Annotated in this window: 16 protein-coding genes; 7 read left to right on the forward strand and 9 right to left on the reverse strand. The window is 43.6% G+C overall.

Features of this window, described 5'->3' with window-relative positions; genetic code table 11:
- Position 1: 1 nt before the first annotated feature.
- From AWV70_RS06985 to AWV70_RS07010, 6 genes are all read right to left on the reverse strand, one after another.
- Positions 2-448, reverse strand: coding sequence for a MarR family winged helix-turn-helix transcriptional regulator (locus AWV70_RS06985; protein ID WP_060205550.1), 447 nt, complete (start codon positions 446-448; stop codon positions 2-4).
- Positions 449-705: 257 nt separating this feature from the next.
- Complete coding sequence (locus tag AWV70_RS06990; protein ID WP_060205552.1) at positions 706-1,038, reverse strand: DUF4288 domain-containing protein; 333 nt, start codon at positions 1,036-1,038, stop codon at positions 706-708.
- 38 nt (positions 1,039-1,076) lie between these two features.
- Positions 1,077-2,204 (reverse strand): signal peptidase I, encoded by a 1,128-nt coding sequence (gene lepB / locus AWV70_RS23395; RefSeq protein ID WP_060205554.1) that lies wholly within the window; start codon positions 2,202-2,204, stop codon positions 1,077-1,079.
- Positions 2,185-2,706 carry an RNA polymerase sigma factor gene (locus AWV70_RS07000; RefSeq protein WP_060205556.1) on the reverse strand — a complete coding sequence of 174 codons (522 nt, stop codon included), beginning with the start codon at positions 2,704-2,706 and terminating at the stop codon, positions 2,185-2,187. The genes lepB and AWV70_RS07000 overlap by 20 nt, the downstream gene beginning before the upstream one ends.
- A gap of 140 nt (positions 2,707-2,846) precedes the next feature.
- Positions 2,847-4,427 (reverse strand): DUF4179 domain-containing protein, encoded by a 1,581-nt coding sequence (locus tag AWV70_RS07005; protein WP_060205559.1) that lies wholly within the window; start codon positions 4,425-4,427, stop codon positions 2,847-2,849.
- Positions 4,405-4,971 carry an RNA polymerase sigma factor gene (locus tag AWV70_RS07010; RefSeq protein ID WP_060205561.1) on the reverse strand — a complete coding sequence of 189 codons (567 nt, stop codon included), beginning with the start codon at positions 4,969-4,971 and terminating at the stop codon, positions 4,405-4,407. Before AWV70_RS07010 ends, AWV70_RS07005 begins: the two co-directional genes overlap by 23 nt.
- Positions 4,972-5,178: 207 nt before the next feature.
- Here AWV70_RS07010 and AWV70_RS07015 point away from each other — a divergent pair, with 207 nt between their 5' ends.
- The 3 genes from AWV70_RS07015 to AWV70_RS07025 all read left to right on the forward strand — a co-directional run bounded on the left by AWV70_RS07015 (position 5,179) and on the right by AWV70_RS07025 (position 6,521).
- Positions 5,179-5,640, forward strand: coding sequence for a DUF2691 family protein (locus AWV70_RS07015; protein ID WP_060205563.1), 462 nt, complete (start codon positions 5,179-5,181; stop codon positions 5,638-5,640).
- A gap of 77 nt (positions 5,641-5,717) precedes the next feature.
- Positions 5,718-6,323, forward strand: coding sequence for a class I SAM-dependent methyltransferase (locus AWV70_RS07020; RefSeq protein WP_060205565.1), 606 nt, complete (start codon positions 5,718-5,720; stop codon positions 6,321-6,323).
- Positions 6,324-6,326: 3 nt separating this feature from the next.
- Positions 6,327-6,521, forward strand: a complete 195-nt coding sequence (locus tag AWV70_RS07025) for a YwbE family protein (protein ID WP_060205566.1) — start codon at positions 6,327-6,329, stop codon at positions 6,519-6,521.
- A gap of 291 nt (positions 6,522-6,812) precedes the next feature.
- On the opposite strand, the gene AWV70_RS07030 is transcribed toward AWV70_RS07025, so the two are convergent.
- The gene (locus AWV70_RS07030; RefSeq protein WP_060205906.1) at positions 6,813-8,129 is read right to left on the reverse strand and encodes a solute carrier family 23 protein; all 1,317 of its coding nucleotides are present in this window, start codon (positions 8,127-8,129) and stop codon (positions 6,813-6,815) included.
- Positions 8,130-8,311: 182 nt separating this feature from the next.
- On the opposite strand from AWV70_RS07030, the gene AWV70_RS07035 reads away from it, so the two are divergent.
- From AWV70_RS07035 to AWV70_RS07045, 3 genes are all read left to right on the forward strand, one after another.
- Positions 8,312-9,286 carry an aromatic ring-hydroxylating oxygenase subunit alpha gene (locus AWV70_RS07035; protein WP_060205569.1) on the forward strand — a complete coding sequence of 325 codons (975 nt, stop codon included), beginning with the start codon at positions 8,312-8,314 and terminating at the stop codon, positions 9,284-9,286.
- A gap of 147 nt (positions 9,287-9,433) precedes the next feature.
- Positions 9,434-10,237, forward strand: coding sequence for an ATP-binding cassette domain-containing protein (locus AWV70_RS07040; protein WP_060205571.1), 804 nt, complete (start codon positions 9,434-9,436; stop codon positions 10,235-10,237).
- On the forward strand, positions 10,237-10,938 hold the full coding sequence (locus tag AWV70_RS07045; RefSeq protein WP_060205572.1) for a hypothetical protein: 702 nt from the start codon (positions 10,237-10,239) through the stop codon (positions 10,936-10,938). The genes AWV70_RS07040 and AWV70_RS07045 overlap by 1 nt, the downstream gene beginning before the upstream one ends.
- 58 nt (positions 10,939-10,996) lie before the next feature.
- Here the strand turns inward: AWV70_RS07045 and AWV70_RS07050 are convergent, their stop codons facing one another.
- Positions 10,997-12,232, reverse strand: coding sequence for an MFS transporter (locus AWV70_RS07050; RefSeq protein WP_060205574.1), 1,236 nt, complete (start codon positions 12,230-12,232; stop codon positions 10,997-10,999).
- The gene (locus AWV70_RS07055; RefSeq protein WP_060205576.1) at positions 12,229-13,269 is read right to left on the reverse strand and encodes an ArsR/SmtB family transcription factor; all 1,041 of its coding nucleotides are present in this window, start codon (positions 13,267-13,269) and stop codon (positions 12,229-12,231) included. Before AWV70_RS07055 ends, AWV70_RS07050 begins: the two co-directional genes overlap by 4 nt.
- A gap of 224 nt (positions 13,270-13,493) precedes the next feature.
- On the opposite strand from AWV70_RS07055, the gene AWV70_RS07060 reads away from it, so the two are divergent.
- A complete protein-coding gene (locus tag AWV70_RS07060) occupies positions 13,494-14,642 on the forward strand; it encodes a PstS family phosphate ABC transporter substrate-binding protein (RefSeq protein ID WP_235588566.1) in 1,149 nt (382 codons plus the stop codon).
- The last annotated feature ends 17 nt before the right edge of the window (positions 14,643-14,659 follow it).

Raw genomic sequence — 14,659 nt, forward strand, 5'->3', positions numbered from 1 at the left:
CTTACATTCCTTTCATATGTAAAATATCTTTCAATTTACGAAACGTGTTAACGAACGTATCAATCTCATGTTCTTCGACTTTTCCAACGAAAAGCTTCTCGATGCTCTCATAAACGGCTTCGTCGGACTTTCTGAGAACTTCTTCTCCTGAAGTGGTCAATTGTACAATTTTGGCGCGTTGATCATTCGGATCTTTATCAGAGGCGACAAGTCCTTTTTCCTCCAACTTCTTCAATCGGGTCGAAATGGCGCTCTTATGCACTCCTTGTATTTCGGCCAACTTACCATTTGATAACGGACCTTGCGTCGAAAGTATTTTCAGCACTTGAATCTGCTCAGGCGAGTATTCATCCCAAACATCGACATTGACCGACTTTACAACATGCTCGGATCCGTAAATTAACACTTCCTGAAACAACTCAATTGCTTCTTCCAGTTTCTCTCTCAATATAGTAGACCCCCTCAACTAATATACATAGTTTAGGGGGTCTACTAATTAACGTCAATGGATAAGATATGTCGTTTGGTAGGGTAGGACGGGAGAAAGCTTGATAGGGAAGGGCGCCAGGGGATTGTGACAAAATCGTGGCGGAACCATCAGGCGGTTTCATCCCATCTTCAGGCGGTTTATCTGGATGAGATGGTGGTGACATGAAAAAACGGAGCAGACAGCCAAATTGGCACTGCTCCATTTTCCATTCCTGCTTATTTATCCAATGAATATTTCTCAATGACCTCGCCCGCTGTCATAGGTTCGTCAAACGGTAAAAAGCGGCTGTACACTTCCTTGAAGTCAACATCTCCATCAAAGTGGTCAACTACTTCAAACACATCGAGAAGGGTGACAAAACTCCAGGTCGTCTGTCCGCCAACTGCATTTTCATACGTGAGATCCACGAAATGGCCACGGATTTTCGTTTCGATACCGTCCTGACCGGACGCCCGGAGTAACACAATCGTTTCCTCGAACGTTTTTGATGAATATTCATTTGGTATGACGGTTGATTCCAACAAGAGCTTGACTGAATAAAGCTTCATGAACATCCCCCAATGTCTTTTCCTCCATTTATATCACATCATTCGGCGGTACCGGTAATAATCCCTTCAATCTCTTCGACCGGCAGAGGACCGTACTCGCGGCTATCGTATCCTCGCCACCATTGATCTACGAGAATGAACACCGTATTTTCTTCTACAGTTACCGCTGCCATGTTCGTATTGAAGTACTCTTGAGTTGATTTTTCATTTACAATTGCACTGCGTGGTGTCTTATTGAAATACTCTTCCTCGCTTAAGCCTTGCATAGTTGCTTTCCCATAAAACGTATCAAGCTTCTTTCCGTCGATATACACTTGGCCGCCTTTAATTTCGACTGTTTCACCGGGTAATCCGACAACTCTTCCGATATACTTTTCAGGAACGGCCGGATTCTGGGCGATGACGGAGGACGGCATATGATAATAAACGGCTTGCCCCCGCTTTAGTTCGTCGAAATCAGTTGAAACGACAAGCTGCCCATGCTCATGGAATTCGAAATCATGATTACCCCTATCCATTGAATCGGATCCCCATTCAATCAAAAATGTATGTTCGGATTGTGGTGCGATTTCCAAACGTTCGGTGGTGGCCATATCAGTAATTACCTCTTCTAAATACCTCCAAGTATGGTACTCGATGCCGTCTTCACCAACGAAGATTCGTGGCCCCTTTTTCTCCAATTTGTAAGTGAATCCACCTTCTCCACTGACCTTGATGGTATACGTATTCCCTTTTTGCTTGACGGTGAAATTTTCGTACGTGCCCGGCACTAGTAGGGGTTCGTTAATTTTAAAATTAAACATTGCCGCTAATTCGGGGTTGTTAATATAATAATCTTCAATTGTCAATTTAGATCCGTCAAATAATAGTACGTAATATGTTTCACTCGTGTGGCTTAATTGTTGCATTGCCAATTGATTCCATGAGGCGGTAACATTCGCCGACTTGGATTCTCCAAGACTGGTATACAGACCGAAGCCGACTGAAAGCAAAACGATTACTGAAAGGAAAGTGGGAAGCAATTTACTAACTCGAAACGATTTAATAGGGTGTGTCTGTATGGAAATTCGTTGGCGCATTTTTTCTTTTTGCTCGGAAGAAGGTCGAAACGCTTGGCCAAGCTTCTCCAACTCTTGTGCTATGTCATCATCGGATAAGTGTTTCATCCGTAAAACCACCTTTCTCTAATTCTATTTTGAACGCGGCAAGTGCCCTCGATAGGCTCATTTTCACTTTTCCTTCCGACCAATTAAGAACGGCTGATGTTTCATTCGTCGAAAACCCTTGGATTTTCCGAAGGATAATGACTTGCTGGTAACTTGGCTTTAATTGGTTGAGCGCTTCGTAAAATTGTTTTTGCTGTGAATTAAGTAGGGCAATCTCTTCTGATGATCGTTCGTGCTTGGTATTAAGTGTATGAAGATCAAAATAATACGTTATAGGATTCTTCTTTCTGAAATAACTCATCGTCGTCGTGTAGGCGATACGGAAAATCCATGTTTTGACGAGGGAGTCCCCCTTGAATTGATGTTCATTCCGGATAACTTTCATAAACGTCTCTTGAGACAGGTCCTCGGCTGTATGGGAATCTTTCACGAGCATGAGGATGTAACTGTAGACGGCATCATAATATTCATCAAACCACGCTTCACTCGACAAATCGTTCACCTCGCTTGTTACTTACTTAGACGCATCCTCATAAAATCGGTAACGAAACTTACATAAATCATATACTACTAGTTCCAAACTACAACAAAAGACCGCGTGCACACATTGATGAAGTGTGCATGCGGCCAATGCAATTTTGTTTAGTTTTTGCCAGTCAACGGAACTTTCCATTGCTCCTCAACAGGGTAATAATTCATTTTCGAGACAAGATACAACGTCAATTCCTCTGGTACTTCCTCCAATCCGTCCAATTGCATGTCCATTGTTGTTATGTGGCGGCCGTTCCCGTCTTTTTCATCTAAAATGGAACCGCTGAAGTTAGCGGGGTAGCTATTGCCTTTACCATCTACAGCAATCCAGCTGCCGAAGTCCGCATCAAGAGAGTCCATGCCACCTTCCAATTTGAGGACGACTGATTTATCCTCGCCGAAAAGGGGCATTTTCACGCTTTTGACTGTTAAATGATTTCCTTTGTAGTCGAACGATACCGGTTGTTTTTTTATGTTTTCCGGTTTAAATGTAAGGGAAAGTTCCGTTGGCTCCGTTTTATAGACGCCGTTCAATACAAAGGTCAGTTGGTCCTCGCCTTTAGGGACGAATGAATCAATCCAAGACGTGCCTCCTGTGGAGCTGATATCCTGGCCAGTACCTTGCAGCATGCCGGTTTCTGAATTGGTTGAGCTCCAGCTGGAGTAAATGACGTCACCCTTCGCATTTTCGATATGGTAGGCAATTGAGGTGTTATTTCCAAAGACAAGCGAATCCATGCTTTCTTTGCCGAACATTTCCTCGAACTTGCGTTTTGCCTCTTCAGACTTTTTCCGTTCGTCTTTTGTGAAGGCAGTCTCATAAAATAGTTCAATGGAAGAAGGCGCTGTCTGCAGTTTCTTCAAATCGATTTGGACACCATGATGGACAGCAGATGCATCTTTCAAATCCGCTATTTTTGTCAGTTTGCGGTTCTCATGCAAGTCGACAGGGACTTCCAACTGCCAGTAGCCTTTCACGCCATTCAACTCCACTAAGTTAAATTGAATTGTGATTTTTTCTATATTGTCTTGATCGCGCAGCGAAAATTCGACGTTTCCATAATCACTTCCTTCTTGCCATCCAGTTCCTATTCCATCCAATTCGTTTCCGTTTTGGTCGGTGGCTGTTATATCGTTTTCAGAATCTGCCATGTTTAAATACGTATCTTGCGGTTTTCCATTTTTATTCAACACTTTGTAAGAAAGCGAGACCCTTGACGAGTCGGCAATGACGTCTTCCACAACAAACGTCAGCCCTTGATCCTCAACCGCCAAATCTACCCGTTGCGTCAACCCAGATTCCGCTGCTATTTTCAATCCATCGTCGACTTGGTCGGTCGAGAACAGCCCACCAATGAATTGTGCGAAACTCGGATTAACGGTTGCTCCGATGCCTATTGCCAAAACTACACCTGCAGCTGAAATTGCAACTCGTTTCCAAGTAGCTTTGCGCCTAGGTTTGTGAGCCTTCCCATATGGCTCCAACTGATCCAGGACAAGATCTGTGAAATTCTCAGACAGTGTAGGTGTCTGCAATGTTTCTTCAATAAAGTGCTGCTCCTCTTGATATGCATTCACAACTTTTCCACAGGACGTGCACGACTGTACATGCACTTCAATTTCAGCCAACTCTTCTTTTGGCAACAACTCATCTACAAATTGTGATAGCTTATCCGCCGTTGGACAGTTCATGAAAATATCCTCCTTCACGTTTCACCGTTTCTCTCATTTTTTTCTTAGCCCGATGCAGTTTATTGCGCACCGTTGATAAGGGTACATCCATCACTTCACCGATTTCCTCGTAACTGATTTCATTTACATAACGAAGAAGAATGATGAGCCGTTCGTCTTCTGGCAATGTCCCGATGAGCCGCTCCAATTGTCGGCTTTTCTCCTTCTTCAGAAAAACCAATTCAGGATGATTCGGTTCGACTACTCTTTCTTCGTCTATCTCGATTTGGGTCATCGAGTACCGTTTCTTTCTGAATTCATCCATGCAATGATTGATGGCAACCCGGTAGAGCCAGCCGGAAAATGAGCCGCTTGCATCATACTTTCTAAGATTGCGGTACACTTTAATGAACGCATCTTGGACGAGGTCCTGTGCGTCTTGCGGATTTTTCGTCATCCGCAAAATGGTTGCATATAATTGATTTTTATATTTGTTGATAATGTGTGCATAGGCTTGTTTGTCGCCCGCCAACACTTGCTGTATCCAAAGCTGCTCCTGTTCCATAGTTACCTCCTAACCGAAACGGACATGCGCATGTCTTTTTGTGTTTCATATAGTATAACGGGTTGGACTTGAGGATAATTTCATAGTTTGGAGATTTTGTTGTGAATAATTAACGGGTTATTGGATTCATTCTTCTAATTAAAGGATTGATGTCGTCGGAAGGCGAACTGTACAATTGATTGTCATAGTAGTTGAAGGGGTGAGGAAATGCGTGGGCTGGCTTTTAGAATAAAAAATGCACATGGTAAACCTTTGTCTGATATCCTGACGGGTATTGCAGATCCATCCTGGCATTGGTTCATTGATCTAGTAGAGTCATATCAAGTAGAAAACGGCTCCTTGACCGTGCCGCTTTTTCAGGAAACAATTATGGATGGCCGCTCATTTTTAAATCATATTGCCGAAACAGTGTCCTATCTTATTTTTACGGATTTAAAAGCCTTTCCGACAAAAGAAAGCATTGTAGAAGTAAAAGTGCTCGAAGACTACGTGGAAAGTTCCTGCCAATTTTCACTTATAGTGATCGACTCGTCGTATGTATGGATTCTTGCAAAAGATCAACAGCTAATTCATCGTCTTCATGAGCGGGCAAATGCAAATGGTTATACAAATATAGAGTTTATTCCCTATGAAGATGATCTAAATACAATTTTGAATGTATGGGGGTGAATGCCGGCGGAACAGAATCCCCGAGGTCCTCGGTTCAATATGATACACTGGGGGAAAATGCAAAGGACGGATGCTGAATGGGGAATTATTGGCATGAGCGTTTTTCCGCGGAAGAGTATATCTATGGAAAAGAGCCAAATCAGTTTGTCGTCGAGGCGGCGAGCATGCTTCCGAAAGGAAAGGTGCTTTGCATCGCTGAAGGTGAAGGACGGAACGCCGTTTACTTGGCTTCTCTCGGATATGACGTGACGACTTGGGACTTCGCGCAATCTGGACTGAATAAGACTCGACAACTGGCAGAGGAACAAGGGGTTTCCGTAAAGACAGAGCTTCGTGATTTAGCGGAAGTAGAGTGGGAAGCAGAACAATGGGATGCAATTGTCCATGTGTTTGGACATTTACCGCCGGATATCATGGATAGGACAATGGAAGGCATTCAAATGACGCTGAAGCCGGGTGGCTATTATATAAGCGAACTATACACGAAAGAGCAGCTTCGCTTTGGCACGGGCGGACCAGGGAATGCGGCGATGCTTGTGGATCCAGCGGACATGCTGAAAAAGTTCGATGGCTATTTCATTAAGCACTTCTATGTCGGAGAAGTGAATCGTGAAGAGGGCTTGCAACATACAGGGCAAGCTCACGTCGCGCAAAGTATGTTTCAGAAAAGAGAGGAAGCGTGAAAGATGGACGGACGAAACCGAAGTGATGTGAAACCAGGATTGAAAGTCGCTGTCATTCTAAAGAAGGATCAACGAACAGGCGTGAAAACGGAAGGCATCGTCAAAGATTTATTAACCAACTCAAGCTTCCATCCGCATGGCATTAAAGTGCGGCTGGAAGATGGGCAAGTCGGAAGGGTAAGCGATATTTTGGGGTAAGTTCTTGGTTTGTTTGAATCGCGTCCAAAGCGAGCTGCCGCGCGTCCAAAGTCAATGGTACCGCGTCCAAAGCGGGCTGTCGCGCGTCCAAAGTCAATGGTACCGCGTCCAAAGCGGGCTGTCGCGCGTCCAAGTCAATGGTACCGCGTCCAAAGCGGGCTGTCACGCGCTCAAAGCAGTCAGTCGCGAGTCCAAAGCGAGCAGTTCCATGCCCAAAGAAAATCTAACACCTATCAAAAACCGGCGAAAGGACATCGATTGTCCTTCGCCGGTTTTATTAGTATAAGCTATCTACTCTTTCGCCTTATTCAGCGGAATGATCAAGTTCAACAGCACAGTCGCCAACGCGCCGACGGTAATGCCAGAAGATAAAATATAGTTCGCCCAGTCAGGAACAGTTGCAAGCGCTTCTTTCGGCAAAACTGTAACCGCAATCGTCAATAAAATTGGAATCCCAATAACCATCATGTTGCGGTCGTCGATCATAATCGGCTGGATAACTTTCATGCCATTTGTAACGATTGCAACGCAGACGATGCCGAAGATGCCGTTAATGACAGGTTCCGGAATGCATGTAATCGCTGTAGACAGTTTCGGGACAAGCCCAAGGCAGACGAGAATTCCACCGCTTACCATTATGACAGTCCGGCTTGCGACACCTGTAATGGCAAGCAGCCCCGCATTTGAGGAATATCCGGTCATCGGCGTGCTGCCGACAAGCGCCCCTGCGAAACAGCCAAGCCCTTCACCGACGGAAGCGCGATTCAACCGTTTTTCATCCAATTCTTCCCCAGTAACGGAAGAAACAACGAACCATGTTCCCGTCGTTTCGATTAAGATGATCAAATAAACAAAAATCATGGAAATGATGGCTCCCATATCAAAGATCGGCTTTCCGAATGGCAATAACGAAGGCAACGAAAACCATGCGGCCTCTTTGACGGGACTGAAATCGACCGTACCGAAGAAACTTGCTGTTATAATTCCGCCTACAATCGCCAGAATAACGGATACAAGGCGGAAAAACGTACCGAGTCCTCCAAGTCTACGCCCCAGTAGCATGCATATGATAACAATTGCTGCTGAAACCGAAGCAACGATAATGTTCTCTCCGATATTGCCTTCCGCAAGAAAGATGTTATTCAATCCGATCGGCATTAAAGCGATCCCGACGATGATAATAACGGTCCCCCCGACGAGTGGTGGTATCACCTTCCTCACCGCTTTGGCAAACCATTTTAGCGGATAACCGAGCAAGGCAACCAAAATCGCCCCAGGAATCAAGCTTCCTGCAATTGCGCCAAGCCCCAGCTTTCCGCCAATTGCCGCGATAGCACCGATCGGTACGTAAGAAGGGCCTTGAACGACAGGCATTTTGATACCAGCCCCTGTTTGGATCAACGTCGCGATCCCTGTCGCTAAAAAACACATTTGAACGAAAAATGCTGTATTTTCGACTGTTAATGAAAGCAGCCCCGCAATAATGATAGGAGCAATATATAAATCCATTGCAAGCACATGCTGTAATCCTAGAACGAATGCTTTTGGCGCCCGTACTTTATCATTAACGCCAATTATAATTCCGTTTCCCTTATTCTTTTCCACAATGAATTTCCCCACTTTCGTGTGTTGGATTATTTTAATTGAATTATAGTCGAATAATCGGATTTTGTATATAAAAACCGAACTATTTTTAATGAGTTATTGTAATTCATTCGTATTTTGTATTGACGTATCCTTTATTCATTGAGTAAAATGAGAGTACGAAAACAAGTCGGGAGGAAGTCGAAATGGTAGAAGATCAAGTATTGCTGGAAGATTGGATTGTCGCTTGCCGCTCGGAGGATGTTCAAGAAAAGCCGATTCAAGTCGTATTGATGGGGGAGCGCCTCGCTATTTTCCGTAACAGTAAAGGTGTTCATGCATTCAAGGATTTGTGCATCCATAGGGGGGCTGCGTTGTCGCTTGGCGAAGTGAAGAATGATTGTCTTGTCTGTCCGTATCACGCATGGGAATATGATGATTCAGGAGCTTGTGTCCATATTCCACAGTTGCCTGAAGGAAGAGCGATACCGAAAAAAGCGAAAGCATCATCATATAGCTGTATCGAGAAATATGGCCTGATTTGGGTGAACTTTGCGGGGAATGAACCGGAGATGTTCGACTACAAACCGATGGCGGATGATAGTTACCATAACGTCATTTGGGGACCGCAAGAGGTTGTCGCAAAGCCGCCGCGGATCATTGAAAACTTCCTTGACGTCGGTCATCTTGCTGTCGTACATGTTGGCGCATTAGGAACGGAAACGCATCGTGAAGTGATGGACTATAAAGTGAATAAAGACGGAGACCGCATCTATACGGATGAAATTGCAATTTTCCAACCAGATCCCGATGGTTCCGGAATTCCGAAATACGTGTATTACACATATGAAATCCATCGTCCGTTTACGGTTAGCTTTACGAAAAGAGATAAAGAAAACGATACATTAATGACGATTTTATTGACCGTTCGTCCAATTGACAAGGAGCGCTCTGTTGCATATGGCATTTTGTCCTTCAATTATGAAACAGGCCTTGCAGATGAAGCGATAATCAAGTTCCAAGATGAGATTTTCGCGCAGGACAAGCCGATTGTGGAAAACCAAAAGCCCGAGGAGCTGCCTCTAGACCTCCAAGTTGAACTTTCGCTAGTGTGCGACCGAATGAGCATCGCGTACAGACAGTATTTGAAGGAATTGGGAGTAGAATTAGGAACTGCATAATCACAAGGTGCCGGACAGATTGTTTCTGTTCAGCACCTTTTGTTATTTGCATAGCCTTTCGAAAAAAATGAACGTAGACCAGCCATTTCCAAATGCTGTATACTTTTGCTAAATGACTAAGCGCCAAAGCAAAGGGGATGAGTGCATATGTCTTTCATTTTGGAAGCTGTTCAAGTCAGCAAGGAAATAGACGGGCGACAGATCTTGCAAAATATTTCGCTGGGATGTTCCAGTGATACAAGGTTATTAATACGTGGGAAAAACGGGTCGGGTAAAAGCACATTGCTCAAAATTTTGGCCGGGATCACTGAACCATCGAGCGGAAAAGTAAAAGGAAGCGCTCAAAAAATCGGGTACGTGCCTGAGCATTTTCCGGAGAGTCTGCGATTCGCGGTTAAAGAGTATTTATTGTTGACTTCTTCTTTTCAGGGTGCCTCGAGAGCTTCTATTGAAAATGAATTAGCGAAGTATATCAAACTGTTCGGCTTAGAACCGTTTCTCCATACTTCACTTAAAGCATGTTCAAAGGGAACAAGGCAAAAGGTAGGCATCATTCAAGCTCTCTTAACGAAACCAGATCTTTTATTATTGGATGAACCACTTACAGGGTTAGATGCAGAATCTCAACAGGTCTTCATACAATTACTAAAAGAAGAACAAATACCTATTGTTTTCACTTCCCATGAGGATACTCTTGTTACAAATTTGGCGAAGGAAATTCTACAGATTGAAACCGGGGAAATCACGCTTCAAACAAGGAATATAGTTCCGGAAAAAAGAATCCGTGTTGAATGCCGTATGAGAGAAGAGTTAAAAGGTCTTCCTGTCAGTCAATTGCACTACGACGGAAATATTGCGGTCTTTACGGTTGCCGGGAACTTAAGTGATCAGGTGCTACGGGAACTATTACAGAAAAACTGTTCCATTTTAGAAGTGAGGGAGTTGAAGTAATGGTTTGGGGGTTCTTTCGCTACCAATTCAGCAGTTATGTTCGATCGCTGACATTCATACCACCGCTCACGTTATTCATCGGTTGGATCATTCTCTTCTACACGTATAGTGGCGTTCCCATAATGAGCAGCTATGCGGTTACTTGCATTTCACTATACTTAGTCATGACATGGGTGGCAATGAGTGTCTTTTCGTTGGAAGGGGAAAGTGAGAAGAATTTACTCTTTGTGCAACTGCCAAGCAAAAGAGATTATTTATGGGGGAAATGGGTTGTTTGTTTACTTATTGCGTCCATTTTAGGAATCATTGCGATTGTTTATCCTTTGCTAATAAATAGCTTCAGGGAGACACCTCAGCTTGTTCATATAAGCCAAGCGATTTATGGACATCTTTTTTTTGCGGTTTTCGGAATTATCGTCGGTTCGTTTTTCTCCAATATAAAAATGGAATCCAAGAAATTTGCCTGGTTATCGGCGATGCTGGTCATTGCTATTTCGATTGCCCAAGAAGGAATTATCGAGAAAGCGGCTATCTTCAAATGGATACTGCTTCCATTCCCGCCAGTGTCGCAAATTCTTCTTCATTTCACAGATGAAGCACTATTTATCGGTAAAGGCTTTTGGATGGATGCCGCTTGGGTCGTTTGCTATTCCTTTTTTTACTTTCTAATAATAACCCGGATGTTCTATCGGAGAGGGTGATAAAAAAAGACGGATTATTAAAAGGTACTTGACAGATTATTTCTGTCGGGCACCTTTTTCATTTACTCACCAGCATCTCCGTTGGCTTATCGATGAATTTGAAATAAGGAACTGTAATACCGATTAGTGAAACGGCTACGATGATTGTGCCGATCAGTATATACAATGGACGGATTCCCCACAGTTCACTGATGATCCCGCCAGCAAGGATTCCAAGAGGCATAGCTGTTCGAATAATTGCTAACCGTACGGACATTACACTCCCCATCAGTTTATTTGGAATGGCCTGTTGGCAAATCGACAAGTTATGGATACTGAAGATGGCCATAGCAATTCCAGCAACGGTTTCGATAAGAATTGCTAAAGGAATCGTTTGCGTTACTCCTAAGGCAATGTATTTACATCCACCAATCACAAGGGAACCTAGCATTAACTTTCTTCGGCTTAGAATAGGCAATTTACCAACGATGAAGGAACCGATGACATAGCCAAGTGGAAAGCCGGCCATAAAAAGACCGTACTCTTGATAATTTCCTTTTAGCACATCCGTAATGAAAGGAAGATTGATGACCATTGTGACGCCGACACCAAATTGGACAAATGCTAGAAAAAATCCTAACCACACGATTGTTCGCTGACGAAAGAAATAGTGAATCCCTTCCTGAAATTGGGCAAGCCAACTTTTACGAATCGTTTGGGGAGTTCTTTTTTCATTCAAGGATAATAAAGTAAAACCACTCGCTAACAGTAAAATACAGACGATGGTTAATGTCGGACGTACGCCGATTGATTCGATAAAAATCCCGCCTAAAATGGGAGCCGAGAAAAGCATAAGTCTTGTTGTCCCGTCAAGAAAAGCATTTACAGAGGGGAGCTGTTCCCTTGCAACAATTGTCGGTATAATGGCATGACTAGCTGGAACATAGAGGGGTGTTATCAATCCGATGACGACCTGAACTACGTAAACATGCCAAACTTCAAGCATGCCGAAAGAAAGGATTGCTAATGGCACGAGGAAAATGATAACCCTTGTCCATTGAGCAAAAACCATGATCCATTTCCTGCTCCACTGGTCTATAAATGGCCCGCTTATCAGTTGCAATAGAATAGATGGGATATAGTACAGCAGCCACATGCTGCCCAACGCCATTTTGGATCCGGTTAGCTCGTACACTAATACCGAGTTGCAAAATGTTCCGAACGCGCCACCTAATTCGGAAACCGCGCTACCTACCCATAGTGCCACAAAGCTTCTACTTTTCAATAAAGAGTGGCTAGCTATTTTCGTTTTCATTGATTGAAATAAAGTTCCAACTCTTTGGCTAAAGAAGCGATGGAATTTCCTTTCAGCGTATATTTCGATGATTGGATACCGACGATGGAAGCCGCCCGCAACAGTTTTAAATGGTGATGCGCAGTCGACTTGCCAACATCAAGCTGCTCTGTGATTTCTTTCAGTGTGCAATCCTTTTCAGATAATAATTTCAACATGCGGAGTCGCACCTCATCTCCCAATGCTTTATATTTTTGGAGCAATAAGAAATCAGGGAGATATCGATCGTCAGGATGGATGCTGGTATTCGCAATCGGATAGTAAAACACCTTCGTGCCCTCCAGATCGGAAACAATCGTCCACGGTCGGTAGGTCATCTGAGGAATTAATAAAACCCTATAAACACTCGGTTCAGGAACATATTCCGTCCCATTTGTCACCCAAGCTACAAATTCCTCAGCAGCCAGTTCTTCTTTCATCGCCTTTTTTTCTGCTAAATCCCGTTCAAGCATCCCCGTTATTTTTTCTGATTGCGGTTGAATGACATGATCAAACCAAAGAGTCATGACACTTCGAAGATGCCTTTTTAACTCATCTGCGTCCACCTGATGGATGAATTCGATATAACCGGGAAAAAAATGATTAGCTTTCGTAACTTCCTTTAATAGACATACTGCATCCTCATTGCCTTGAGAAGCTTGCCTCCTTATTTCTTGTAGGTGATCGCCGACAAAAGGAAAACAGTAATAGGCCAATTCTTCAACTGATAACTGTTGAATGAAGTTTGTAAATTCGGCAAAATCATCCCCTTCAAATACATGTAAAAGCTGCAATAAGCTTTTCCAAGTATTATTCTTCTCTACATATGCAAGTTCAGTTTTTAGTTTTGCAGAAAATTCATCAGCAAATCTTTCGAACTCCTTCTCTCTCTCCAACGTATCCAATAGCGGCGTATTGGTAATAGCAGCAATTCCTAAAGCGCATTCCCATAGTAAAGAATACTCGAATTCTACTCGATAAGACTCTCTTTTTCTTCCTGTAATTGATATCGTATTCACAATTGCCTCATCTCCTTGTTCAGTAAGTATAGCGAAGTCAGAGTTTTTATTCAATAAATATAGAATTGCTTGTTCCGTAATTTTAGAACATGATGAAAAGCAATCTACTACACCTGCCGAATGAATTATTCCATTCGGCATTTTTTAGTTCTCAAACTTCCACCAATTATTTCCGCAATATTGTATACTGTTTGAAAGAGAGAGTTGCCAAAAGGGGGGAGATCTTGCAAACGGTTTGGGGTGTGTTATCAGTTTTATTCATATGGGCGTTAGTATTTCCGTTCGCAGGCATTGCTGCAATTTTATTATTTATTTCAAATAAGGGGTTTTTTGTTCCACTCGTCATCGCGGCATACATATCATTCGGTGCAATGCTTGTTATGGCTCGCTTTGAACTGTTCAACTATAAAAAGTATTTCTGGCTCGGTGCGGCGTCTCTCGTCGCAGTATCGCTTCTGTTCACCATACCTGCTGTCTATGAAAAAACACGGCCTGTTATCACTGATGGCCAAGTTGAATTAGCGGCATACCAGCCATTTGAAAAGGAAACAAAGGCTGTATTCTTAGAAAAGCCTGCTTCCTTGAATATCGAGGATGACTTGCCCATCATTGACGGTGCAACAGCACTTTACCCAATTTACGCAGCATTTGCACAAGCTGTTTATCCAGAAAAAGAGTACCAACCTGATGACAGCGAAGTGATGTCGAATCGGACTGGAACAGCTTATACGAACTTGATTAACGGAAAGGCGGATATCATTTTCGCTTTAGGGCCATCCACCACGCAGCTGAACCAAGCGGAAAGCGTGGGTAAGAAACTGAAGCTGACACCGATCGGGAAAGAGGCGTTCGTCTTCTTTGTCAATTCCAAAAACCCGGTCAAGAGCTTGACGGAAGATGAAATAAAAGGGATTTATTCTGGGGAAATAACGAATTGGAAAGATGTCGGTGGGAAAGACGAGGGAATTCGCGCATTTCAGCGTCCTGAAAATAGCGGCAGTCAAACAGCGCTGCAGAATTTCATGGGCTTCACACCGATCATGAAGCCGCCGACAGAAGATGTCATGTCACTTATGGGGACGGTCATCGGCGAAGTGTCCGACTATAAAAACCATAAAAATGCAATCGGCTACACATTCAGATACTACTCGACACAAATGGTGAAAAACAATAAAATTCGCCTGCTTTGCGTGAATGGTGTCGAACCGACCGTCGACACGATTCGGTCGGGAGATTATCCGATCACGAATGAATTTTACGCCGTAACGGCAGGAAGCGACAACCCGCACGTCGAAGCGTTCATTGAGTGGGTCTTGTCCGATGAAGGGCAAGAAATTGTGGAGAAGACAGGGTATGTGCCAGTCGGTAAGTGAATGGATTAATAGGAAGG

It is taken from the genome of Sporosarcina koreensis (assembly GCF_001531445.1).
In the GTDB taxonomy this organism is placed as follows: domain Bacteria; phylum Bacillota; class Bacilli; order Bacillales_A; family Planococcaceae; genus Sporosarcina; species Sporosarcina koreensis_C.

Bases quoted from the DNA above. Each gene is read 5' to 3' on its own strand.
- AWV70_RS06990 (WP_060205552.1), bottom strand. From the start codon at position 1,038: ATGAAGCTTTATTCAGTCAAGCTCTTGTTGGAATCAACCGTCATACCA.
- lepB (WP_060205554.1), bottom strand. From the start codon at position 2,204: ATGAAACACTTATCCGATGATGACATAGCACAAGAGTTGGAGAAGCTT.
- AWV70_RS07005 (WP_060205559.1), bottom strand. From the start codon at position 4,427: ATGAACTGTCCAACGGCGGATAAGCTATCACAATTTGTAGATGAGTTG.
- AWV70_RS07010 (WP_060205561.1), bottom strand. From the start codon at position 4,971: ATGGAACAGGAGCAGCTTTGGATACAGCAAGTGTTGGCGGGCGACAAA.
- AWV70_RS07015 (WP_060205563.1), top strand. From the start codon at position 5,179: ATGCGTGGGCTGGCTTTTAGAATAAAAAATGCACATGGTAAACCTTTG.
- AWV70_RS07020 (WP_060205565.1), top strand. From the start codon at position 5,718: ATGGGGAATTATTGGCATGAGCGTTTTTCCGCGGAAGAGTATATCTAT.
- AWV70_RS07025 (WP_060205566.1), top strand. From the start codon at position 6,327: ATGGACGGACGAAACCGAAGTGATGTGAAACCAGGATTGAAAGTCGCT.
- AWV70_RS07035 (WP_060205569.1), top strand. From the start codon at position 8,312: ATGGTAGAAGATCAAGTATTGCTGGAAGATTGGATTGTCGCTTGCCGC.
- AWV70_RS07040 (WP_060205571.1), top strand. From the start codon at position 9,434: ATGTCTTTCATTTTGGAAGCTGTTCAAGTCAGCAAGGAAATAGACGGG.
- AWV70_RS07045 (WP_060205572.1), top strand. From the start codon at position 10,237: ATGGTTTGGGGGTTCTTTCGCTACCAATTCAGCAGTTATGTTCGATCG.
- AWV70_RS07050 (WP_060205574.1), bottom strand. From the start codon at position 12,232: ATGAAAACGAAAATAGCTAGCCACTCTTTATTGAAAAGTAGAAGCTTT.